22 protein-coding genes and 1 pseudogene are annotated in these 21,236 nt (G+C 38.7%); 7 read left to right on the forward strand and 16 right to left on the reverse strand.

Annotation, left to right across the window (positions count from 1 at the left end; genetic code table 11):
* Positions 1 to 226: IS200/IS605 family transposase (gene tnpA / locus F3D3_RS20900; protein ID WP_139132168.1), on the reverse strand; the 226-nt coding region annotated here is incomplete at its 3' end.
* A gap of 280 nt (positions 227 to 506) precedes the next feature.
* Here tnpA and F3D3_RS20905 point away from each other — a divergent pair.
* Positions 507 to 779: a hypothetical protein gene (locus tag F3D3_RS20905; RefSeq protein WP_069876383.1), complete on the forward strand. Its 273-nt coding sequence runs from the start codon at positions 507 to 509 to the stop codon at positions 777 to 779.
* Positions 780 to 919: 140 nt separating this feature from the next.
* Here the strand turns inward: F3D3_RS20905 and F3D3_RS20910 are convergent, their stop codons facing one another.
* From F3D3_RS20910 to F3D3_RS20930, 6 genes and pseudogenes are all read right to left on the reverse strand, one after another.
* Entirely contained in the window at positions 920 to 1,228 is a 309-nt protein-coding gene (locus F3D3_RS20910) for a ferritin family protein (RefSeq protein ID WP_069876384.1), read from the reverse strand.
* A 42-nt stretch (positions 1,229 to 1,270) separates the two neighbouring features.
* A pseudogene (locus F3D3_RS24790) lies at positions 1,271 to 1,402 on the reverse strand (rubrerythrin family protein); the annotation flags it as partial.
* Between the two features lie 19 nt (positions 1,403 to 1,421).
* Positions 1,422 to 1,913, reverse strand: a complete 492-nt coding sequence (locus tag F3D3_RS20915) for a flavin reductase family protein (protein ID WP_069876385.1) — start codon at positions 1,911 to 1,913, stop codon at positions 1,422 to 1,424.
* A 516-nt stretch (positions 1,914 to 2,429) separates the two neighbouring features.
* Positions 2,430 to 3,395 (reverse strand): helix-turn-helix transcriptional regulator, encoded by a 966-nt coding sequence (locus F3D3_RS20920; RefSeq protein WP_069876386.1) that lies wholly within the window; start codon positions 3,393 to 3,395, stop codon positions 2,430 to 2,432.
* A gap of 106 nt (positions 3,396 to 3,501) precedes the next feature.
* Entirely contained in the window at positions 3,502 to 4,278 is a 777-nt protein-coding gene (locus F3D3_RS20925) for an enoyl-CoA hydratase/isomerase family protein (protein WP_069876387.1), read from the reverse strand.
* Between the two features lie 14 nt (positions 4,279 to 4,292).
* Positions 4,293 to 4,901 (reverse strand): Type 1 glutamine amidotransferase-like domain-containing protein, encoded by a 609-nt coding sequence (locus F3D3_RS20930; RefSeq protein ID WP_069876388.1) that lies wholly within the window; start codon positions 4,899 to 4,901, stop codon positions 4,293 to 4,295.
* Between the two features lie 87 nt (positions 4,902 to 4,988).
* Between F3D3_RS20930 and F3D3_RS20935 the strand changes: the two genes are divergently transcribed.
* Positions 4,989 to 5,945: a YafY family protein gene (locus tag F3D3_RS20935; RefSeq protein ID WP_069876389.1), complete on the forward strand. Its 957-nt coding sequence runs from the start codon at positions 4,989 to 4,991 to the stop codon at positions 5,943 to 5,945.
* A gap of 139 nt (positions 5,946 to 6,084) precedes the next feature.
* Here F3D3_RS20935 and F3D3_RS20940 read toward each other — a convergent pair whose 3' ends face one another.
* From F3D3_RS20940 to F3D3_RS20950, 3 genes are all read right to left on the reverse strand, one after another.
* Complete coding sequence (locus F3D3_RS20940; RefSeq protein ID WP_069876390.1) at positions 6,085 to 7,494, reverse strand: phosphatidylinositol-specific phospholipase C domain-containing protein; 1,410 nt, start codon at positions 7,492 to 7,494, stop codon at positions 6,085 to 6,087.
* Positions 7,495 to 7,804: 310 nt separating this feature from the next.
* Complete coding sequence (locus F3D3_RS20945; RefSeq protein WP_069876391.1) at positions 7,805 to 8,605, reverse strand: hypothetical protein; 801 nt, start codon at positions 8,603 to 8,605, stop codon at positions 7,805 to 7,807.
* 74 nt (positions 8,606 to 8,679) lie between these two features.
* Positions 8,680 to 9,237 (reverse strand): hypothetical protein, encoded by a 558-nt coding sequence (locus tag F3D3_RS20950; RefSeq protein WP_175438441.1) that lies wholly within the window; start codon positions 9,235 to 9,237, stop codon positions 8,680 to 8,682.
* A 255-nt stretch (positions 9,238 to 9,492) separates the two neighbouring features.
* Here F3D3_RS20950 and F3D3_RS20955 point away from each other — a divergent pair, with 255 nt between their 5' ends.
* The 5 genes from F3D3_RS20955 (at position 9,493) to F3D3_RS20975 (ending at position 12,768) form a co-directional block, all read left to right on the forward strand.
* Complete coding sequence (locus F3D3_RS20955) at positions 9,493 to 9,924, forward strand: pyridoxamine 5'-phosphate oxidase family protein (protein ID WP_069876393.1); 432 nt, start codon at positions 9,493 to 9,495, stop codon at positions 9,922 to 9,924.
* Between the two features lie 150 nt (positions 9,925 to 10,074).
* A complete protein-coding gene (locus F3D3_RS20960; RefSeq protein ID WP_069876394.1) occupies positions 10,075 to 10,887 on the forward strand; it encodes an AraC family transcriptional regulator in 813 nt (270 codons plus the stop codon).
* A 79-nt stretch (positions 10,888 to 10,966) separates the two neighbouring features.
* Complete coding sequence (locus tag F3D3_RS20965) at positions 10,967 to 11,431, forward strand: VOC family protein (RefSeq protein WP_069876395.1); 465 nt, start codon at positions 10,967 to 10,969, stop codon at positions 11,429 to 11,431.
* A gap of 34 nt (positions 11,432 to 11,465) precedes the next feature.
* The gene (locus F3D3_RS20970) at positions 11,466 to 12,188 is read left to right on the forward strand and encodes a DUF5131 family protein (protein WP_069876396.1); all 723 of its coding nucleotides are present in this window, start codon (positions 11,466 to 11,468) and stop codon (positions 12,186 to 12,188) included.
* A gap of 37 nt (positions 12,189 to 12,225) precedes the next feature.
* Positions 12,226 to 12,768 (forward strand): exonuclease domain-containing protein, encoded by a 543-nt coding sequence (locus F3D3_RS20975; RefSeq protein ID WP_069876397.1) that lies wholly within the window; start codon positions 12,226 to 12,228, stop codon positions 12,766 to 12,768.
* 51 nt (positions 12,769 to 12,819) lie between these two features.
* On the opposite strand, the gene F3D3_RS20980 is transcribed toward F3D3_RS20975, so the two are convergent.
* From F3D3_RS20980 to F3D3_RS21005, 6 genes are all read right to left on the reverse strand, one after another.
* Positions 12,820 to 14,256 carry a penicillin-binding protein 2 gene (locus F3D3_RS20980; protein WP_084389216.1) on the reverse strand — a complete coding sequence of 479 codons (1,437 nt, stop codon included), beginning with the start codon at positions 14,254 to 14,256 and terminating at the stop codon, positions 12,820 to 12,822.
* A complete protein-coding gene (locus F3D3_RS20985) occupies positions 14,234 to 15,520 on the reverse strand; it encodes an FtsW/RodA/SpoVE family cell cycle protein (protein ID WP_069876398.1) in 1,287 nt (428 codons plus the stop codon). The genes F3D3_RS20980 and F3D3_RS20985 overlap by 23 nt, the downstream gene beginning before the upstream one ends.
* A complete protein-coding gene (locus F3D3_RS20990; protein WP_069876399.1) occupies positions 15,513 to 15,968 on the reverse strand; it encodes an FHA domain-containing protein in 456 nt (151 codons plus the stop codon). Before F3D3_RS20990 ends, F3D3_RS20985 begins: the two co-directional genes overlap by 8 nt.
* Positions 15,969 to 16,127: 159 nt before the next feature.
* On the reverse strand, positions 16,128 to 17,813 hold the full coding sequence (locus F3D3_RS20995) for a cyanophycinase (protein WP_175438442.1): 1,686 nt from the start codon (positions 17,811 to 17,813) through the stop codon (positions 16,128 to 16,130).
* A 121-nt stretch (positions 17,814 to 17,934) separates the two neighbouring features.
* Entirely contained in the window at positions 17,935 to 18,885 is a 951-nt protein-coding gene (locus F3D3_RS21000) for a hypothetical protein (RefSeq protein ID WP_242877182.1), read from the reverse strand.
* Positions 18,886 to 19,227: 342 nt separating this feature from the next.
* A complete protein-coding gene (locus F3D3_RS21005) occupies positions 19,228 to 21,213 on the reverse strand; it encodes a sigma-54-dependent Fis family transcriptional regulator (protein WP_069876402.1) in 1,986 nt (661 codons plus the stop codon).
* Positions 21,214 to 21,236 lie beyond the last annotated feature (23 nt).

Genomic DNA, 21,236 nt, shown 5'->3' on the forward strand with positions numbered 1-21,236 from the left:
CACTTGAAATGCTATACTTCGGTGGAATTGCTAGCACCATATGAACATGATCTGGACACGCTGTTGCTTCCAATATTTCTACACCTTTTTGGTCACATAACTTTCTTAAAATTTTCCCTATATCACCTTTGATGTTTCCATAGATTACTTGTCTTCTATACTTTGGTGCAAACACCACGTGATATTTACAATTCCATTGAGTATGTGCTAAACTGTTCTTATCCATTTCGGATCCTCCTTCTGAGCTAATAGGGTTGGCGAACCATTATTATTTTATCAGAAGGAGGTGCTATTTTGACTCAAAGCTAAAGCTCTTTAGAACCACCGGTAGAACCGGTGGTTTTCTTTTTACAATCATTGTCCGCCAAAACCTTGTTTTGACCGACCCGTTTTCGTCTAACCGCTTAGAGCAGGCTGAACATTCCTGCCTCTAAGCTGGACGAAAACTAATGATATTAATAAGCAATTGTCATATATAGACACCGTTGTATTTAAAGGAGATTGATATGTTTAGGCTCTGGGGACAAATAGTAAAGAAAAATAATATTGTTCAAAATTATGTTTTTGAGATGGATAATGAAGATTTGAGCTTTGAAAAAAAGCTATTTAAGGGCATTGAAGATTTGTGCAACCGTTTTGATATTGCAAACCCAATTTGGATGCAGGATAACACATTGGGAATGAAACAAGTCAATAAGACGCGATTTAAAGCCCAACATTTCATTGAAGAGATTGATTTTGATTATTTTGAGATTGAATACCTTGTGGAGAAAGTATAATCTTAATCGCTTATCTAACAATAGGATTTTTTACATTATATGGGTTAAATAAAAAACTCGATTCCATAAAGTAAGATAATAACAAGGCAAAAAAAGACACCCTACGAATGAGCATAGTGTGTCTTTTCAAATTTTATTCTTTACTCTTTATTAAGTTTCTCTATTTCTTCTTCAACTTCTGCAGCTCCTTCAGCATAAAACTTTTCTTCATCAGGATCTAGCGCTTTAAGTAATCTTAAGAATTCTCCAGCATGAACTTTTTCTTCGTCTGCAATATCCTTTAATACTTCTATTGCGAGTTTGTTATCTGTTGATTCTGCTAATTGCATATAGAGCTGAATAGCTTCATACTCTGCAGCAATCATAAATCGTATAGCTCTTATTAATTCTTGGTCACTAATCTTACGATCTTTCTTAAGTCCAGAAAAGGGGTGTCCAAAATCAGGCATATTCTTGTCCTCCATTTTTTTTTGATTTTGATTTTTTGCATTTTAATATTTGATAAATTTATCTCCAGATACGCCACAAATGCTACATTTATCTGGAATTACTTTTTCTACGTTCCCGTAAACTGGGCATAAATAATAAAACACTTCTTCTGTCTAATCAATATTTTCTAGTGCTAAATTATTCTATCTAAAACTATATAAAATTGATCCTTGAAAAATCAATATTGCCCTCATTATCAATTAAATTTTCATTTGCATGAACATATTCAATTTTTCCTATGAACATCTCATGAGAACCCGTTATTACTGAATCCATGATTGTACACTCAATACAAACTGGACAATCTTTAAGAAGAGGTGCATTAACTTTTTTCCCATTCTCTAATTGAACATTTTTAAAAGCCAGTTTATCACCATCTCGTTTGCTATTCTTTCCTAAATAATCAAAGGTATCTTGATACTCTTTACCCACTAAATTTACTACAAAACATCCCGATTCTTTAATGAGTTTGTGAGAATATCTAGAAGGTACTATGCCTACCATTACCATAGGAGGATCATAACTGCAATTACCGCAATATGCAACTGCCAATACATTTTCTTCCCCATCTAATCCACGACAAGAAACCAATACTTTTGGTAATGGTTGAAGAGCTCCTTTTTTATTTGCCTCTTTTTTAGTCATCACTATTCTCCTTTAGAATCCTTACTACAAAACCGTTTAAGATTGCAATTAATCATCCTTATACTATAAATATTCTATTGAATGGATCTTTTCATCTCAAATAAAAGCATCACTTTAGCTTCTAATCATATACTAACTCTATAACAAACATATGTCAATAATTCTTATGACGTCTTTTTTTGATTTGCAAGATTTAATATTTGAACAAAGTTTTGGACGTGTCAAGAATTTTGTATAAAGATTCGAAAAACAACAAAATCTTAAAATACGCAATAAGATTAAGATGAGTATAGTATCCATGAAATTAACATTGAAGCATATGACAGATTGCTCTTACTAGGGGCAATGGATATTCGCGATGCAATAGAAGATAGAGAGATCATTCAATTCATAAAAAATTTTATGACATCTCCTTTTGGTGTAAAATATGGTGAATTACATCACAAAGCCTTATGATTATAAATCCTATTTGGAATATGCAGCACCGCCTTCCTTAACCCCTCATTTTACTTTAAGTTACTGCCGTACTGGTCTGATATACTTCCAAAACCGCTCTGGATCATGATAAACGTAAATTAACCTACCGGGAGAAGTATCCAAGCAATAACCCGTGCCTTCAAAATCAAAAGTTGCCATTGCCTTTTCCATCTTTTCCTCTAAACTGCGATTTTCCTGTTCATAATCGAATGGTCCATGTTCAAAAACAATGTACTCGGCTTCTGGGACATCCATCATAAGCATTTGTGGTGGTATTTCGCCTTTATAATCAGAAGGCAGACGTACACCATAACACTCTGTCCGTGGAAAACCCCAATCGCAGAGTCTGCCCTCTGGGTCATTGATGTATGCCATAATCTGACCACTACCACTGTTAACTTCACTCCCACCAACGTCATCCAATTTTCCCTTGATACTATCGAGTAAGCCGCAAACGGTTTCGCAGTCTTGTCCCGGAATGAGACTTTGCTTTTGCCAAAAATCCCAATACCCATTGCTCTCATCGTTTTTAATGTGCAAAAATTTGTGTGCGGGAATGGTTACAAAATAAATTTTAACATCCTCTGTAGATTTTATCATGCCGATCTCTCCAAATCCTAAAAAGTAGCGGTCAAAAGGGTTTATTTTTGTACGCAGAACGACAGGCTTAGGCTTTTTTCGGTATTCACTTGGCGTTACACCATATGTGCCCTTGAAAGCTCTGGTAAACGCTTCATGCGATGAAAATCCATAGTCAAAAGCAATATCCAAAATGCTATTTTCACTATCTCGAACCTGTTTTAGTGCAAAGGCTAATTTTCTATGCCGAAGATAATCCCTAAATTGCATCCCCGATATTTCTTTGAATTTTCTCGTCGTATGAAACTCGGAATAACCCAACCTGCGCGAAAGAGAACTTAGCGTCAAGGCTTCGTCATCATAATTTTTAATACATTGATCAATTTCATCAACGATTATTTGAATTTGCTTCTGCCACTCGTACATGCTTTTATTCACCTCGCTTGACCACCCTATATTTATTATAAAGAAATGGAGAGATTCCTGCTTGATTTGACTTGCTGTTATTGCGGATTACATGATCCTGTTAAAATTACTTTTGTTTCCAAACAGGCTCTCTTTTATTTAAAAATGCCTCTACACCTTCATGCGCATCTTCAGTTGTACAAAGTGTTGCAAAATGATTGTTTGTTAAATCCAACGCTTTTTTGAAATCCAAATCTTCCATTTTATAAAATGATTTTTTTCCAAGTTGGAGCGCTAAAGGACTTTTATTGGCTAATTTTCTTGCATAGTTTAGCGTTTCTTCCTCTAAACTTTCTACTGGAACAATTTTATTGATAAGACCAATCCTCTGAGCTTCAAAAGCATCTATCAGTTCACCCATCATAATTAATTCCAAGGTCTTTTTTCTACCCAAGCTTTTTAATAAGGGCACTGCTGGTCCCATACAAAATAAGCCTACATTGATGGCTGTAGCACCAAATTTAGCATTTTCTGCTGCAATTGCGAGATCACATGCGGCCACAAGTCCAATGCCATTTGCAACTGCTATTTTCTGCACAGAGGCAATAACCGGTTTTCCCATACTCGCAATCGTTGTATTCATTTTTTCCATTAAGCCTACCCATTCTAAGTATTCCATATTGCTTTTGCCTTCTAAACCGTTTATATCTATTCCCGTGCAAAAATTTTTCCCATTCGCATTAATAACAATGACATTTACACTCTTATCATTTTCAAATTCAATAAGTGCATGATTCAATTCTGTTGCAAGCGACACATTAAATGTATTGTTAAATTCAGGTCTATTTAATGTAACGATGCCAATATTTTCATTTTTGCTCACAATAACACTTGTATACTCCATCTTAACACTCCTTTTCAATTAACAACCTTAACATGGTCACCCTCAACAACAACAGCCTGATTATTGCTAATGGGATACAATGTCAAGCTATTTGTATATTCTATTATAATCTTTTCTACCGCTTTTTTAAAAGGTGAATTTAAATAATGAGGTACAATGCAGAAATTGATAGCACCTAGTGCCGAGTAATCCCCATTCAATTCTAACGCATACGCTGGATTGTCCATATGTTTTGCATATTCAATATTTTTTGAAATAATCATGGAGCCTGCAGATGCACCTATATACATTTTGTTTTTTTGTATATGCTCCAAAATCATTTGATCTGCTCCGGATCGTTTTAATTCTTGAAGCAGAAAAAAAGTATTCCCCCCTTCAACAAAAATACAATCACAGGCATTAATTTTTGCTTGAATTTCTGCGGTTTCTTCAATGGATACATCCAGCTCCTCAACAATAAATCCAAGTTTTAAAAGTGCATTTTTATCCGCTTTGACATAAAATTTAACTTTTTCGACCTTACTCGCCGTGGTGATAAAGACAACTTTTTGCCCTTCACATTGCATATACTTTGTAAGTAAGGGTGCCACGCGTTTAAAATATGCTGCTAAGAATAGTTTCATTTTCTTTCTCCTTTATTTTTTATAGCTTAATTATACTATTAAATGGTATCATTATATGACACCGTTTAATAAAAAGAGGTATGTTCTATGAAAAAATCAGAAAGATTAAATGATATGATGATCTATTTAAATGGTAAAAACACTTTTAACTTAAAAGATCTTATCTATAAGTATCACATTTCAAAAAGCACTGCTCTGCGGGATATACAATCTCTTGAAGAAATCGGAATGCCCATTTATTCACAGTCAGGTCGAAATGGATTTTATGGTATTCTACCCAACCGGCTCTTGTCTCCCATTGTATTCAACGTTGATGAAATGTATGCGCTTTATTTTGCAATGCTAACACTCGTCGATTATCAAACAACGCCTTTTCACTTATGTACTCAAACACTAAAAAATAAGTTTGAACTGTGCTTGTCTAATGAAAAAGTACACCAACTTCGGAAGATGGAAGACATCCTAAGCATGGGCGTAATCAAGCATTTTAATGAAAGTAAATGTTTAAAAGATATTTTGACTTTTGCGATAGAAAACAAGGTCTGTGAAGTGACCTATATGAAGGATTCTCTATCTCAGATTCTCTTTGTGCAATTTTTTGATATCTCTTCTTCATTCGGGCAATGGTATTCGACTGCTTACAATTTTCAGTCCCAAAAACCCATCGTATTGCGTTGCGACAAAGTCGTGGCGGTAAAGGAATCCTCGCAATATGTAGCCAAAAATCATATAGAATTTGAAAAGACCAACGAACGGATTCACAAAAGTATCAATGCGATTGATTTCGTAGTAGAAACCACCCAGAAGGGGGTAGATCATTTTCATAAAGAAAATTATCCATCCATGAAACTTGAGATCAACAACGGTCGATTTTTTATCAACGGTTTTTACAACCCAGAAGAAGAGCGTTTTATTACAAACTATTTTATCACATATGGCAAGCAGATACTTTCAATAACGCCAGATGTCTTAAAATATAGCATCCTAAAAACTTTGAGCGGACTTGATTCTTATTATCGTCAACTGAATACGGTTGTGTTGTAAGACTTCAAAGGCAAACAAGGTTTACTGCCTCTGAAGGTGTTTCAAAAAGTGTCTGACTCGATTTGTACGAGAAACGATTTTCACAAGAAAAAACCCACTAAATGGCATCTACACATTCAGTGGGTTTTCGCAGTTATGGTCAGTTTCTGCTGATAATGGTTTCGACCAGTTCATTTTCTCCAAGTTCCCCATGATTGTTATAATAGTCCATCAAGATTGTGCCAACCTTTTCGTCTCCCCCTTGTTGCTTTAGATAGAGCAGTAATTTTTTGTTTAGCCCTTGAGAATGCAAGTACGGGGTATTCTCCAAAAGTTGCGCCAAACTGTTGAAAGTCAGGTAGTAGTGTGCGGCCTCCATGTCTTTTGCAGCGTTAATAATGTTTTTCTGTACCAGATTGTCTTTTATACTTTCGTTGATATTAAAATGATCCTCAATTTCAAAGGTATAATCTTTTGTTGAAATCGCAAATTGTGTATTCTCTTCCCATCCATTATAAAGCTGAATACCGTTATCAGGGTAATTGATACGGCTGAACAATACAATTTTGCCTCTTGCTTCATCAAGTGTCGGGATAACTTTGCTTTTTAAAAATAATTCTGTGTATTTTTCCATTATCATGCGAAATGCGTCACTGATTTCCCCGTCTTCTGCCTTCACACTCATCAGAATTGTCTCCTTTTTGAAGTCATGTAAGTAATGGTTACACCAATCTAACACTTGTCTAAAGCTGAGCTCACAACGAGAGTAAGGACCATGAAACAACATCAACGAATGATTGACGTATTTTAGGCGGATGTCTAAAAAGCGGATGCCATGATACAATTGTGCCCTAATCGAAAAATTTTGGCATCGTGCCAAACCCATATTTGGAATTTTTATTCCAAGAGGGCGATATTCTGTGGCAGGAAGCTGGACAAGTTTTGTTCCAGAATCGTGTGTACCCGGTATGGAAAGTTGGCTAAGCTTGAGCGCCCCATTCAGATTTGCCATCCAGTTGGGTTGAATCTTTTCGACGGATTTGACTTCGTATGTGTTTACCGCATTTCCGCCTCTTCTTATCATAGCGCAATAGTAAGTGCCGTCATCTGCCTTACCAATGGCATGAACACAATTATTATCATTTGTATTAAAACAATTACGGCCACCAAACCACCAATTGTTGCGTCCCGACGTGTTCCCTTGTGCAATAGCAATATTTTCAAACTCAATGGTGGTCTCCGTACCCAAGGCATACAGATTTTTCAGTTTTATTCGCAATATGCCCAGAAAAGCAAAATTCAACTCGTCAGCCGAGTGACCAAAGGTTGAATTGTCTATCGTAATATTTCTGTTCAACCAATCAGCGACCTCTTTTGATGCTTTGCGCCCCACCTGAAAATTAAGCTTTCCATCTGATGAAAAATTGTATAGGTTACCTGATCTACTCTTTTGCTTAGGATCTTGGCCCTCCGTTATGCTGCATGAGCTGATTCTATATGTACCGTTTACCAAAGTGAAATTTGCCTTTGAACCACAAGAAAAATAAACCTCATTATCATGATATTTCATCTCAAAACTCCTTCCATTCGTTAAATAATTTTATTGCCTTGATTGTTTACTCTAATTTTCTCTAAGTAGCATATGCAAGAGCCATTGCCAAAGGACTACATCAAACAAAGTCATTGCATCTCGCATGACATAGGTTTAGCGTAGCAGAAAATTTGTGTTTTGTGCGGGGTATCAAGAATTCTTGATTGCAAACGGCCTTTTTTATTGCCTTTTTTATTGCCTTTTTTATTGCGTTTCGTCTTCAGAAATAAAATGAGAGTTACGCTTCGTACGCTTCGTACCCGGTACGAAGCGTAACTCCACGATCATATTACTCTGTACGCTTTGGGATTGACCATTCGTTTAGAATTTCACATAGGTCATCCTCGAAATCTAATGCTAAAAGAGTGCTCTGCACCTGACTGGGTAAGGTTCCCTCTCCAAACGATATTTCAAGATGATCTGTAAATAAGATGATCTGCTCAGGCTTGAACGCGGCTTCCATCTCCGCTCTCAAAACAGGGTCTATAATGCCGGCTATATCCAGCATTGCTTGTTTGGCTTCCTCTTCTGTACAAGAAAACAACTCCCAATTGCCAATGTGTTCACCCGTTTCTCGATTAAATGCTGCTCCGAGGCGTATTTCATATCCATGATTACCCTCTATGGGCAGCATCGCTGAAGTCAGAAAATACATGACCTTTTTATTAGAAGAGGTTGGTGCAATATTTTGTGACAAAAAGTAGGCACTAAATTCGGACTTATTTTCTGCATTTTTATAATTGGAATAGGCTCTTTCTAACTCAATATTCACATCGTATAACAAGCTTTGATTGTTATAATAAGACAGAACTTGTGCTTGTGCGGCTTCACCTAAATCATCAAAACTCTCAATTCCACCTACATATACATTATTCGGGCCAGAAGGGGCTTGAACGCTTAACAGTTCAGTGCCATCCTCGAGCTGATAAACGGTCCTGTTAAAATAATTCAATTGATCAATGCTCTTTCCATCAGCCAATTTTAGTACATCTTTCGTCAGATCTGCAGTAACGGTCTCCTCGCTATCCCTATTGCAAGCACATAAAAAGCATATACAAAGCAAAAGTAACGCGATCAATCGTTTTTTCATTTATTGGACCTCCTCATTTTCAGTATCACTTTAACCCTTGGATCAAATGCCTACTTGTCACACAATAGACTATCCTATTTCCTGTATGTTAAGACGACAATACCATCAGAAACTGTTACATCAAATTGAGCATTTTCTGAAAAGATTACTTTTGAGGGAAAATCTAAACGGTATCCTAAACTTTCACTATACCCAAGTATGCTTGCCACTACTTTTTCTTCCTTAACAAAAAGTAAATGTACCATGCCTTCATTGATATTGTTCTCTTTAATATCAGTACTTTGGAATCCAACAATTTCTTCGATGCTTGCTTTACTCGCATAAGGCCCAAAAGTATATACCACATCCCACTCAAAAGGGACAACTTCATTCAACTGGATAGAATCACTTTTAATCGATTTAAGAGCATTTCTTAAATTTTGATTGTTACGAGTAACGAAGTTGCCATTGGCTAAATCCCCTGCAATCACTATTAAAACGATACATGAGATTATAATTATAGCTATTTTTGTTTTCTTTTTCATTTTAAACACTCCAATCGTTATATAACTTGAATAATATCGAGAATTTTTCTTTCTAAGGCAGCTATCCGAACGCTTATGTTTTTTTGCTTTCACTACACCAGCTTTCATTCTTGATTTGAAAGTCCGCAATACTCCCACGTTTCTCACCTCGTTTTATTTTTACCACATTATTCTTTGTATGTAAAGAAAATCATGCAACAATGAAAAAAGTCTCCCACTTAATGCAATCCTAACAGATTGAGTATACGCTTTGATAAGCCAAATTAGGGTATACGTGAGCTATAAGGCAAATAGTGACCTCTTTGTTTGAAGAATTTTGCTTTGAAATGGATGATAATACTTAAATAATAGGAGTGTGATCACATGTTAGATCGCGTTAAAGAAATGCTTATGGCTAACTCTCTTTGTGTTTTATGTACAGTCAGCGGAGACCTTCCTTATTGCTCGTTGATGACTTATGTTCTTAGTGATGATTTAAAAACGGTGTATATGGTGACTGTCCGTGAATCCAGAAAATATAAAAACCTGTTGGAAAATTCAACCGTGAGTTTGCTGGTTGATAACCGTCAAAATCTTGCTTATCCTTCTGATGAAACCGTATCTTCCATTACATTTGAAGGGGGTCTAAAGTATTTGGCTCCTTTAGAAACCGAGATTATCCGCACAAAATTAGCTGAGAGCCATGTGGAATTAAAAGAAATTCTGAAGAATCCGGATTGCATTATTTTTGGTATTGAACTTAAAACGTTCTTATTGCTCAATGGTCCAGTGGATTCTGTTCAAGGAAAGATTTAAAGCGTCTTTACGGTGATCACAAGACAGTTGTGCATAGGTTCTATCAGTATTGACTATAATAGAGCATATCATCATTAGCATATTCTTGATTTCATTCATGCTTCCAGATATAATATATACGATTAGCAGTGAAAGAGCGGAGGGCACAATTTGATTATAAAAGAGAATGCACAATTCAATATCTTTCCCTCACATGTGAGCCTGAGAAAATATATTCTCTATTACAACATCGTATTTCCAACGTGTGATATGTTTATGGCACACTATACACTTATGCCTAACGCTTGCGGCACACTGTCCCTTGCTTTTGACGGAAACACAGTCGTTGCCGAGCTGTGGGGGGCCTCTTTAACCCCTGTTTTGTTAGGCATGGAACCCAATCGTTATCAGATCCTACTCCTTATCCAGCTTTCGCCCTATGGGATGTATCAAATCACCCGTCAAAGCCAAGCGGATTTTGTAGATAGACGACTTTCGCTTGCGGATATTGACCATGAGCTGTTTCATGCTCTGCATCAGGCCTTTGTAGCCTCAAAAACGATAACTGGTTTGATCCTTACATGTGAGCAAATTTTACATAAACGCATGGAAAAGCAAGTTGTTTCGGACGCCTTGTTGTTGGCAACCGAAATGATTTCTGATCATTATGGACAAATACAAGTGAAAGAAATTTCTAGACAAGTCCATTATAGCGAGCGACAGCTAAACCGCTTATTTCTTGCACAAATCGGAATGAATGTTAAGGACTTTGTACGCTTAAACCGCTTTAATTATGTGCTCAAGCGCATTCAAAAATCGCCCTGCTTTTTTGCGGCATTGTCGCAGCAAGCTGGCTATTTCGACCAAGCCCATTTTGATAAAGATTTCAAGGCTCTTAGTGGTGTTACCCCTCAAAAGTATCTGAAAACAATGTCTGATTTTTACTATGACGGAACGGAGATTTATAATATAATCATTGAGTAGATGGATTGCGCAAGGGTTACGAAGGTAGCTACGCGGACTGAGTTATACGCTTTTATTTTCGTCAAAGGAGGAATGAAAAATGACATATAAAGGTTGTCTTTTAGCAGTTAAGGATATAGTCGCTTCTAAATATTTTTATGAAAAAGTGCTGCATCAAAATGCTGTAATGGATATCGGCGTACATGTAGCGTTCGAGGGATTCTCTCTGCAACAGGGCTACGCTGAACTTGTTGAGGTAGCAGTCAATAGTGTGAAAGAACGGTCTCACAATTTTCAGCTCTATTTTGAAGTAGAAGATTTAGACAAAGTGTATGCCGAAATGAAAAGTATATCCGACTTACACTGGTTACATGAGATCAGGGAATATCCGTGGGGGCAACGTGATATTCGAGTATACGACCCAGACAATCATATTGTGGAGATTGCAGAGGATATGAATACGGTTATCAACCGCTTTTTGAATCAAGGCATGTCATTGGAAGAAATCGCCAAGCGTACAATGTTCCCCCTTGAAGTCGTAAAGCAATGTGCGTCATGCTTTTAAAATATCAAAACCCATCAAAATGAGGAGGATGCCTATGAACTGGGAGCCGTGGACAGGTTGCTACAAAACAAGTGATGGCTGCACAAATTGCTATTTTTATGGCCCACATGCGAAACGCTTTGGCCAAAACACCATAGAAAAAACAGATAAATTGGATTGGCCTATAAGAAGAAATGCAAAGGGTGAATACAACATCAAAGGCAATAAGATTCTTGCGACCTGTTTTGCAACCGACTTTTTCCTTCCAGAAGCGGATGAATGGCGCAAAGAAGTTTGGTCTATCATCAAAGAAAGAACTGATATCGATTTTTTGATTTTGACCAAGCGGATTGACCGTTTCCTTGTATCCCTCCCATCAGATTGGGGAACAGGATATGACAATGTAAATATAGGATGTACTGTTGAAAATCAAAAATTAGCCGATTATAGACTTCCCTTATTTTTATCCTATCCGATCAAGCGGCGTTTTATCGCCTGCGCGCCGCTTTTAGAAGCGATAGATTTGACTCCATATCTTCATGGCGTAGACCATGTTACAGTCGGCGGCGAAACAGGGCGAGAAGCTCGTGAATGCGATTATGATTGGGTGCTTAATATCCGTGAACAGTGCATAAAAGCGAATGTAACATTTTGGTTTAAAAATACTGGCTCGCTTTTCAGACGTGACGACATCGTGGAAAAAATAAACCCATTTAAGCAAACTGGCATGGCGAAAGCGCTAGGCATCGATATTTTAGACGGAAAAAGATTATTCTGATAGAATAATACCAAAACAACAGATGTGAGGAGAAATAATGAAAGCTTATTTTATGGATTTAGAATTTCTGTGTGATGCAGATTTTGCTTATGAAGAGGATATTATTGCCATTTGTTTACTCTCAGAAGATGACAGTTATGAACTGACTCGACTTGTAAGGCCCTATGATGATGCCTTTGAAATATCAGAATATTGCACCACGCTTACAGGAATCACAAGGGCAGATCTTGAACTGCAACCCGTATTCTCTGATGTATACGAAGAAATGATCAACAATACCAGTGATGATGACATTCTCTATGTTTGGGGTAACGTCGATCTTGAAGCCATTTATAAGGCAAGTATTGAGATTGTTGGAGAACTTGAATTTAACATTGTAGACTTTCAAGAAGAGTTTATGAAGTACTGTGGCATTTCATTTCGGCCAGGACTTAAAAAAGTGTACGAAATACTCACAGATGACATGGAGATAAAGCATCATGATGTGAGAAACGATACCCTTATGCTCAGAACAATTTATCACCACTTCATGGCTGATAAGAAAGCCGTCATGCGCAGAGTCAAGGGGAGAATGAAGTAAACTTTACCCCCCCCCCTTACCTAACCAACGGCTGTTTATATGCACTATTTTTCACTGTTTTTCACTATTTTTTATCCATTCTGACATGAGTTTTCTAGCGATTGGCGCCGCTATTTGACCACCGCCTTGTTCTTGATTTTCTATGATAACCGCTATTGCTATTTCCGGATCATCCGCTGGCGCAAACCCGATGAACCATGCGTGATCATTGCCATTACCTTCAATTAATTTTTCGTTTTGAGCAGTCCCTGTTTTTCCAGCGACTACAATTTTGGAGATAGCCGCTTCTTTACCCGTTCCATTTTTAACCACTTCGATCATCATTTCTTTTATGAGTTCAGCGGTATTACTATCCGTAAATTTATATAGTTTTCTTGAAAATGTATTAGACAGAATAAAGTTATTTTTATCCGATATACTTTTAACCAAATAGGGTTTCATAATGACGCCATTATTTGCAATTCCTGAACTTATAAGTGCCATTTGAAGGGGGGTCACAAGAAGTTTACCCTGTCCGATCACTGTTGCGGCAAATTCAGTTTTGCTTTTTATAACACTCTCAATGCTACTCTTTTTAGTGGCTATATCAAAGTTTATATTTTTATTTATGCCCGCCTTTTCGGCAGTATCTAGCAATGCCTTTGGATCAAGAACTTCTGATAACATTGAAAAATAGACATTGCTGGAAACAGCCATAGCGGATGTCATATCTAGTTCTCCATAAGCTTTGCCCCCTGCATTCGAAAAAGTTTTGCCATCAATGACAACGCTACCAGTATCCTCTATTTTAAAATCAATAAAACCCTCTTCAATTGCTGAAACCGCTGATACAACTTTAAAAATGGAGCCTGGAGGATACAAACCAAGTACAGCTCTTGGTAAAAGTGGGCTATTTTCATTTGTGGATATACTCCCCCAGTTTTCTTCTAATGAAGCCTCGTTTGGATTGAAATCTGGCGTACTTACCATTGCCAAAACCTCACCCGTTTTAGGATTAATGGCAACGATTGAACCGCGCCTTTTCCCGAGTAGTTCTCGCGCTTTTAATTGGAGATTATGGTCTATGGTTAAAATGAGATTATTCCCCGTTTTTTCTTCGCCTTTAATAAGGCTCACCATATTACCCATAAATCCGGACGCATTTATGCCGAGTAAGGTATCATTATACGCAGCTTCTAAAAGGGTCTTTCCATAAAGATCAGAATTATAACCAATGACATGCGCGTAAAGGTTTTTATAGGGATAACTTCTGTTTGAGAGGCCCTCTTTCACTTCTGTAGCGGCTAATAGGACACCATTTCTATCAAAAACTTGCCCTCGTATGATGTCTTCTTCATTGGCTTTAAGACGTCTGTTGTAGCTATTTGCCATTATAGGCCCTTTTCCATACAGTTCAAAATAGCTCATATAGAGGATCAAGCCTAAAAAAAGCAAACTTATCATCATAAAAATATGAAGAATTCTACTATTCGTTGTGGATTTTTTCACCTTCAAAGACCTCCTCTCTTAAAATAGAGCCTGATAGGGCTTGTAGTAGCCCTAGTATTAAGAAACTAGAGATTAGAGAGGAGCCTCCATAGCTTACAAAAGGTAACGTTATGCCCGTAAGTGGTATGAACTTTATGACCCCGCCAATTATGATAAAGGTTTGAAACCCAATCGTTGTAATTAGTCCAAATGCAAGCGATTTTGTAAATGGATCTCGAAGACCTAGGCATATTTTAATACCTCTATATATGAGTAAACTGAATAAAACGATAACTGCGATACCCCCAAATATACCCATTTCTTCACAAATTGCAGAGAAAATAAAGTCCGTTTCGACATTGGGTATAAAATGAGGATACCCAAGGCCTATGCCTGTTCCAAAAAAGCCGCCACTTCCGATTGCAAATAGAGATTGCGTTATTTGATATCCTTTTCCTGCAATATCTGCAAACGGATTTAGCCAGCTATCCACTCTTACCTTTAAATGTGGCATTATTTGAATTGCTACCAGTGCACCAACACCTGAAATTATAGCATTGATCGCTACAAAAATAATTGCTTTCTCAAATACATAAACGATCGCCAAATACACCATAAATATAAGCATTGCGGTTCCAAACTCTCGTTGGAGTACAAAAAAACCAAGTAAAACAAAGACCATAGCCATTAATGTCCACTTTGGATGTATCCTTTTATCGTGTATTTTTAAACGCAGTGCCTCTGGATTTGAGACAAATGATGACATGAAAAATACAAAAAGAATTTTAATGAATTCAGAAGGTTGAAAGGACACAGACCCCAGTACTATCCAGTTTTTAGCGCCGTTTACCCTAACCCCAATGATTTGTGTAATCATAAAAAGTATAATCATTAAAGCATAAAAAAACCAGATGGATCTCATACGTTTATGCACTAGATGGTAAAAAGAACTTGTCGCTACAAATATGCCCATTCCAATTAAATACCATATAAATTGTTTAAATCCAACGTCCGTAGATATCCTGAGTTGCATAACAAGACCAATACTCAAAATCATGGCGACGATAGAAGTGATGTAAGTCTCACCCATTTTAAATTTTTTGAGCATTATATAGGTCAAATAAGTTAATACAATCTTTGTGGCCCCTAATATCCAAAAAAACGAATTCAATTCACCACTTCTAAAAGAGAGCAGTGCAAATAAAGATAGGTCAATTAGAGCTACTAAATGTATGGGCACAATAGGACGCCTTTGTTTTTCTTGAACATAATAATAATTACTCATTTAATTTTCCACCTTCAGAGTAGACGAGTTCTGTGCTTCCAAGTAATATTTTGTCGCCCTCTTTTAACATGACAGGTTCTTGAATCTTTATATCATTGATATAAGTCATATTGGAGCTGCCTAAATCTGTAACTTTAAAGCCTTGATTAACTTTATCAATCTGTATATGACGTGATGAGATATGGGGATCTGATATAACGATTTCACAGTCAAGTGATCTCCCTATTACAGTAATCTTATTTTTTAACGGAAAAATTTCAGTTACGGCGTTCATATCTGCTTTTTCAATTGAGGATAAGAGTTTAAGGTGTGGATTCATAAATTTTGAATCTTCCCAAATGGTCATATTCTTTATGTCTTGATAAATTAATTTTGCAATTTTCAATATAAACATATAAATTACAAAAATCAAAACATATTTTGTAATCATCGCTATTATTGCGTACATATAATCACCTCAAATTGATTATATCATTCTAAAGGGTTTATTCAATCTCTGAAAACAATTAACATTCAGTATCCCTTTTTTCATTCTACCTTACCGCTTTAAATCATAGCAGCCTTCATGTCAAATCACATGAAGGCTACTATTTTTTCAATCCTTATTTTACGGCACTAGAGTCCATTTACCCGTCTCTGCATCAAACCTGTAGGTGACATCCTCAACAATTCCTTCGCCGAATATATCTTTGATTTTCGGTGAGATTGTGATCGTATCCCCAGTTTCGAAGTCTTCGGTATCTAGATCGATCATAATTTCCTTTGGATACTCTGGATCAAGCCAGAAGGCATTTGCGCTGTCCAGTTGTTTTGTATTGCCATTTTTATCTCTTACTATAATATATTGCGACTTCACTTCAGACGATGAAGTTGGGTCAATCAGATAATTATAGTCCGCAGCATCGGTAAATCCGATTGCTATTTCATTGCTAAACTCAATAAAAGACCTATAAGTTTTGCTGCTTGACAGATAAACCGATTTCACTTCTAGAGGAGAGGACCATTTTATGCCGCTGTACCAGTAGACAATATCTCCGTTTACAGATTCACCATAGATATCCTTGACATGCGTCGTCAATTGAATCGTATCGCCAACCTCAAATGTTCCGTCCGAAAGCTCAATGTTCAGTACGTTGCCGTTGATTGAAAAAGCTTCTCCTGTAACAATCTCCTTTTTGTTGCCTTTGCTGTCCTCAATGACGAGATAATCTTCGATCTCTTCGCCATTTAAATAAACTGGGCCGTTAGTAGTCGTTCCAAGACACAACGGATTATTAAATTCTATGCTTGCACCGTTAATTGTATTCGTAATATTTTTTACAGTTGGCAGATCGTGCCCCAAAACAACGTCCATGGTCAAATTGGTGATCGTTGTTTTCTGGAAAGAAGCTAAATAGGCTTCTATCTCACCCGTATTGTAAGTTTCATACGAGCAATAAGCTTTTGTTTCGGCCGTCTTCTTATAAAGGATATCAAAGGTCGGTCCGTTTGCAAAATCAACATCCGGTATCTTCTTGCCTTTAACCGTAACCATTGCGGCACTGCTGTTCGCCAGTGAAAGGATCGTTTTACTTGTTTCATACGGTCCGAAGGCATCAACCGTCTTATAAACCGTTCCCGTCGGTGAAGAAATCATCGTTTTATCGCTCTTTGGTGTAACGATACCTGTGGTAAAATTATACGTATCGCCTGCTGTTAAATAGTGGAGTTTGATTCCTGTTACAGACAACGGATGTGACGTTCCACTACCTGGGCTCCAAACAGCACGAGATGCGTCAACTATATAAACACCGCCCAGTCCAAATACCGTTCCGACCTCTTTCTTGATTCTAATTCCGGTTCCCTCATCAGGCCCTATGGCAAGCCCTTTTTTGTCCGTATCTCTCAGTGCGACCAACAGCCTACCTAGACGGCCTCTAATATCAAAATGGGAATCCATTAAAGCATTCTTGCCCGCAGCAGGCTTGATAACGCCAATGCTCTTATAGTACAGGCTGTTTCCTTTATTTGCAGTCACCGGCTCTTTGTCGATTTCCCCATCATACGCCCTGAAATCAAGGCGCTCGGTTTTATTCCAGTACATCGGTTGATAGGCATAATTCGCACCATCTGTGTAAGAAAATCCTGACATGACTGCAGAACCCGCACTTGAACCCGCAACGGTTCCGCCTCTTGCCAGCACATTCTGAATGGCCTGGCCCACTTTTGAGAGGCTTCCGTCATCATTTAAAAGAGTTCTTGTGTGTCTTAATTGTGCGCCTCCAAAAAAGAACGCAATGTGACAGCTTTCCACGAGATCGGCAAAATACTGCTCATTGGCGACACTCTTGTAGTTATCCAGCGCCAGCGGGATATAGGCAGGTTCAAATCCGTTGCTTTCAAAATTTTCCTTGTCCCCATTATTATAAAAATCATCATACAATAAGGCCTCTGTAGGCTGCCATGATGACGAACTGCGTCGCAATTTCAGGAAGGTAGTACTCATACTTCACAACGCCCCAGATGACCCAGATCATTCCAAACAGCAGTGTTAGAAGTACTAGAATATGACCTGTTCCAAATTTCACGCGCGCTTCCTTCTTCTCCTGCATATCATTTCTAAAGTAGTGATCTGATGTATAGGCAAGAGAGCTTTCCGGATTCTTTTTTACTTTTCGGCCATACAAGATCGTATAAACAGCCCCAAACATCGTGAATACAAACCACATGATCATCCTGAACGGTGCCCCAGACAGCACGGGGAATTCAGAAACGCCTTGAGCAATGGCAACGCTGAAAGGATTCATCCACGAGGTGGCAAAGCCAATCTGAGTGGCTACATAGGTGACGAATAGAGCCGTAATGGAATCATAGCCGAGTCCAACGATGATAGGCACAAGAATCATTGCAAATGCAAGCGCTTCCTCGCCCATACCGAATACTGCACCCCCTAGAGAAAATAGAAAGAAGAGGATAGGAATCAGAAGCCATTCGCGCCCCTTAGTCTTCTGAATCATCTGGAGAAGACCGACCTCAACTGCACCGGTTCTTATCACAATCCCAAAGGCACCACCGATTACCAGGATAAAGGCCACAACCCCCACTGCCGAACCCCATTTATTTCCAGATACCAATCCTTCAAAAATATAGTTCGAAAATCCCACTTCTCCAAAGGGCTCGAAGAATTTGACACCCTTTCTAATCTCCATGCCGTTGTCATCCTTTGCTAATGCAAAGCTACCTGCCTCTGGCACGTTTTTGGTTTTCTCTACCCCGTTCAACTCATACTTTATTTCATTCATTTTCAATGATCCAACGGGTACAACATAAGTGAGCAGTGCAGCAAGCATGACGACAAAGAAAATAATGACGTACGTGTCTGGCATGTTCCATGCCTTTTTCTGTTTTTTCCCCTCGGGTTGAGGCTTCTTGTTTGCGTCTGACATAATAGTCCTCCTAGTTATAATTGCAGTATGGAAACCTGTTTGTTTATCCTAATGCAAATCACATGCCAATAAAAAAAGATACTCTAGGCCCTAAGCCTGGGGTATCCTCTTTTTATTAGAACATCAAATCTCTTCATTCAAATGCCCATTCAGCTAACGGTTGAGTTAATTTCCAAAATATCCTACAATTCTAAATTTTCGTCAGTTTGGAGTCACCCGTTTTTTAACCTGTCCACCCTTTTCATCACCCTATCCACCCTTTTAACCCTTTGGGATTTGGTATCACTCACTACTTAACTCAACCCCTCGGCGTCCGTTATAAATTCGAATCTTCCCTAGCGCTTCAAGCTTTTCAAGACGGCTACGGATTTGATTCTCACTGAGGGGTATCCCCTGTTTTTCTGCTATTTGAGCCAAACTTCGCCGCCCTACCCGCTGTCCAGCGCTACGCATCTCCTTGATCCACTGTAGGATCAAGCTCAAGTCATCTCGTTCCAGAGGCGGTTGTTCCGGCTTTAATGTAGTCACAGACCTTGGCATCAGGAGGTCCGGTGGCAGATTCTCAAGACCAATCACAGGGCTTTCACAGACAGCCGCCAGATACTCTGCCACGCTTTCTAGCTCCCGCACATTCCCTGGCCATGTGTAAGCCTGAAAAAAAGCCTGAACCTCAGAAGACAAAGACAAAGCCTCCCGATTATTCCGCTGCAAAAACCATTTAAACAACGTCTGAATATCAGAACGTCTTTCCTGAAGTGTTGGAATGTTAAGATAGAGTCGTTTCAAACGGAAATAGAGGTCCTCCCGAAATGCGCCATCGGCGCACAGCTCAGACAATTGCCTGTGAGTAGCAGCAATAATCCTGACATCAATGGGGATGATATCCGTTCCGCCTACTCGCATGACCTCCTTTTCCTGTAGAACACGTAGAAGACGAGCCTGAATTCTGAGAGAGATGTCTCCAATTTCATCCAAAAATAAGGTCCCCCCATCAGCTTGTTCGAACAATCCACTTTTTCCGCCTTTACTAGCTCCTGTGAATGAGCCCTCTACATACCCAAAGAGCTTGCTTTCCACCAGTTCTTCCTGTAGTGCACTAAAATTTACGGCCAAAAAAGGCCCTTCAGAACGGCCTGACGCTTTATGGATAGCACTCGCGAAGAGTTCTTTCCCTGTGCCTGTTTCCCCCTGAATCAGTACCGACAGCTCTGTTCGCGCCAACTTTCTCGCATTGCTGATGGCCTCCAGAAGAACCTGCGAAGTGCCATGGATATCGTCAAAACTGTATTTCGCTACATGACCCTTTCGAAGCAGATCTCTTCTCAAGGTCAGTTGCATACGGTCTTTCTCAGCACTGTCCCGGATGGTACTGACGATGGCCCCCCTTGTCTCCACGGTAAACCGATTTAGTATATACTCACGCTGGTTGAATACGAAGGCCAGATCCGCGCCATCTTCAGAATTCAGCAAAAAATCCACTTCCTCCGATTTGAAGAAGTGCTGTATTGATCTTCCTACCGCTTTTCGGTGATTCAACCCGAAAATTTCCTCACAGCGCTGGTTAAACATAGTGATTCTACCCGATCTATCAAAGCCTAGGATCCCGTCATTGACGCCGTCCAGCACCTGCATGAGATAGGTGTTAAGCCGACCCTTTTCCTCCATAGATTGATAGAGCTGCCGATGCAGACGAATAATGGTTTCAAAATAACGGGCTGATACCAGATTTGCCTTTTCATCTAGCAAGTCCAACCGCTCTAGAATTTCAACCACCGTTGTCAGATCAATGATTCGGGGACCAATATCAATGACTCGACTTACGAAATCTGGCACTAGATCCAGTTCTCCCAAGGTTATGGCGCGCTCTAATCCCCCTGTGATGCCACATCCTGGGTAGTATGGTATCATCTCGAAATGGGTAAGTCCCAGACTGGCAATCAACGCCACAGATTCTTCTGCGGTTTCTTGAGCGTCATTCACCAGTAGTAACTTCTGTCCCACTGGAATGGCAAAGAGCTCATCAAGCCGCGTCATATTTAGAGTTCGCCGTGCTGTAATACAGGGACAAGAAGCATCGAACCAAGGTGCAGCCTCCGAGCAGATCAAGTCTGTGGACAATACCACCAAATCCGGTGACACCCGCTTGCTCAGACCATTATTTATGGCATAGCTTTCAATCTCAACAACACCCTGAAGTATCGATTCTAGCTGTGCCATTAGCTCAAGCCTCGTTGATTCAGTTCCTGTGAATAATGTCACTGTCTTCATCTGCACCCTCACTCTCTTTTAAT

The organism is Fusibacter sp. 3D3 (assembly GCF_001748365.1).
GTDB lineage: Bacteria > Bacillota > Clostridia > Peptostreptococcales > Acidaminobacteraceae > Fusibacter_A.

Excerpts from the sequence above, each read along its gene's own strand:
- F3D3_RS20905 (WP_069876383.1), top strand. The coding sequence starts at position 507 with ATGTTTAGGCTCTGGGGACAAATAGTAAAGAAAAATAATATTGTTCAA.
- F3D3_RS20910 (WP_069876384.1), bottom strand. The coding sequence starts at position 1,228 with ATGCCTGATTTTGGACACCCCTTTTCTGGACTTAAGAAAGATCGTAAG.
- F3D3_RS20915 (WP_069876385.1), bottom strand. The coding sequence starts at position 1,913 with ATGACTAAAAAAGAGGCAAATAAAAAAGGAGCTCTTCAACCATTACCA.
- F3D3_RS20920 (WP_069876386.1), bottom strand. The coding sequence starts at position 3,395 with ATGTACGAGTGGCAGAAGCAAATTCAAATAATCGTTGATGAAATTGAT.
- F3D3_RS20925 (WP_069876387.1), bottom strand. The coding sequence starts at position 4,278 with ATGGAGTATACAAGTGTTATTGTGAGCAAAAATGAAAATATTGGCATC.
- F3D3_RS20930 (WP_069876388.1), bottom strand. The coding sequence starts at position 4,901 with ATGAAACTATTCTTAGCAGCATATTTTAAACGCGTGGCACCCTTACTT.
- F3D3_RS20935 (WP_069876389.1), top strand. The coding sequence starts at position 4,989 with ATGAAAAAATCAGAAAGATTAAATGATATGATGATCTATTTAAATGGT.
- F3D3_RS20940 (WP_069876390.1), bottom strand. The coding sequence starts at position 7,494 with ATGAAATATCATGATAATGAGGTTTATTTTTCTTGTGGTTCAAAGGCA.
- F3D3_RS20945 (WP_069876391.1), bottom strand. The coding sequence starts at position 8,605 with ATGAAAAAACGATTGATCGCGTTACTTTTGCTTTGTATATGCTTTTTA.
- F3D3_RS20950 (WP_175438441.1), bottom strand. The coding sequence starts at position 9,237 with ATGAAAGCTGGTGTAGTGAAAGCAAAAAAACATAAGCGTTCGGATAGC.
- F3D3_RS20955 (WP_069876393.1), top strand. The coding sequence starts at position 9,493 with ATGTTAGATCGCGTTAAAGAAATGCTTATGGCTAACTCTCTTTGTGTT.
- F3D3_RS20965 (WP_069876395.1), top strand. The coding sequence starts at position 10,967 with ATGACATATAAAGGTTGTCTTTTAGCAGTTAAGGATATAGTCGCTTCT.
- F3D3_RS20970 (WP_069876396.1), top strand. The coding sequence starts at position 11,466 with ATGAACTGGGAGCCGTGGACAGGTTGCTACAAAACAAGTGATGGCTGC.
- F3D3_RS20975 (WP_069876397.1), top strand. The coding sequence starts at position 12,226 with ATGAAAGCTTATTTTATGGATTTAGAATTTCTGTGTGATGCAGATTTT.
- F3D3_RS20985 (WP_069876398.1), bottom strand. The coding sequence starts at position 15,520 with ATGAGTAATTATTATTATGTTCAAGAAAAACAAAGGCGTCCTATTGTG.
- F3D3_RS20990 (WP_069876399.1), bottom strand. The coding sequence starts at position 15,968 with ATGTACGCAATAATAGCGATGATTACAAAATATGTTTTGATTTTTGTA.
- F3D3_RS21000 (WP_242877182.1), bottom strand. The coding sequence starts at position 18,885 with ATGCCAGACACGTACGTCATTATTTTCTTTGTCGTCATGCTTGCTGCA.
- F3D3_RS21005 (WP_069876402.1), bottom strand. The coding sequence starts at position 21,213 with ATGAAGACAGTGACATTATTCACAGGAACTGAATCAACGAGGCTTGAG.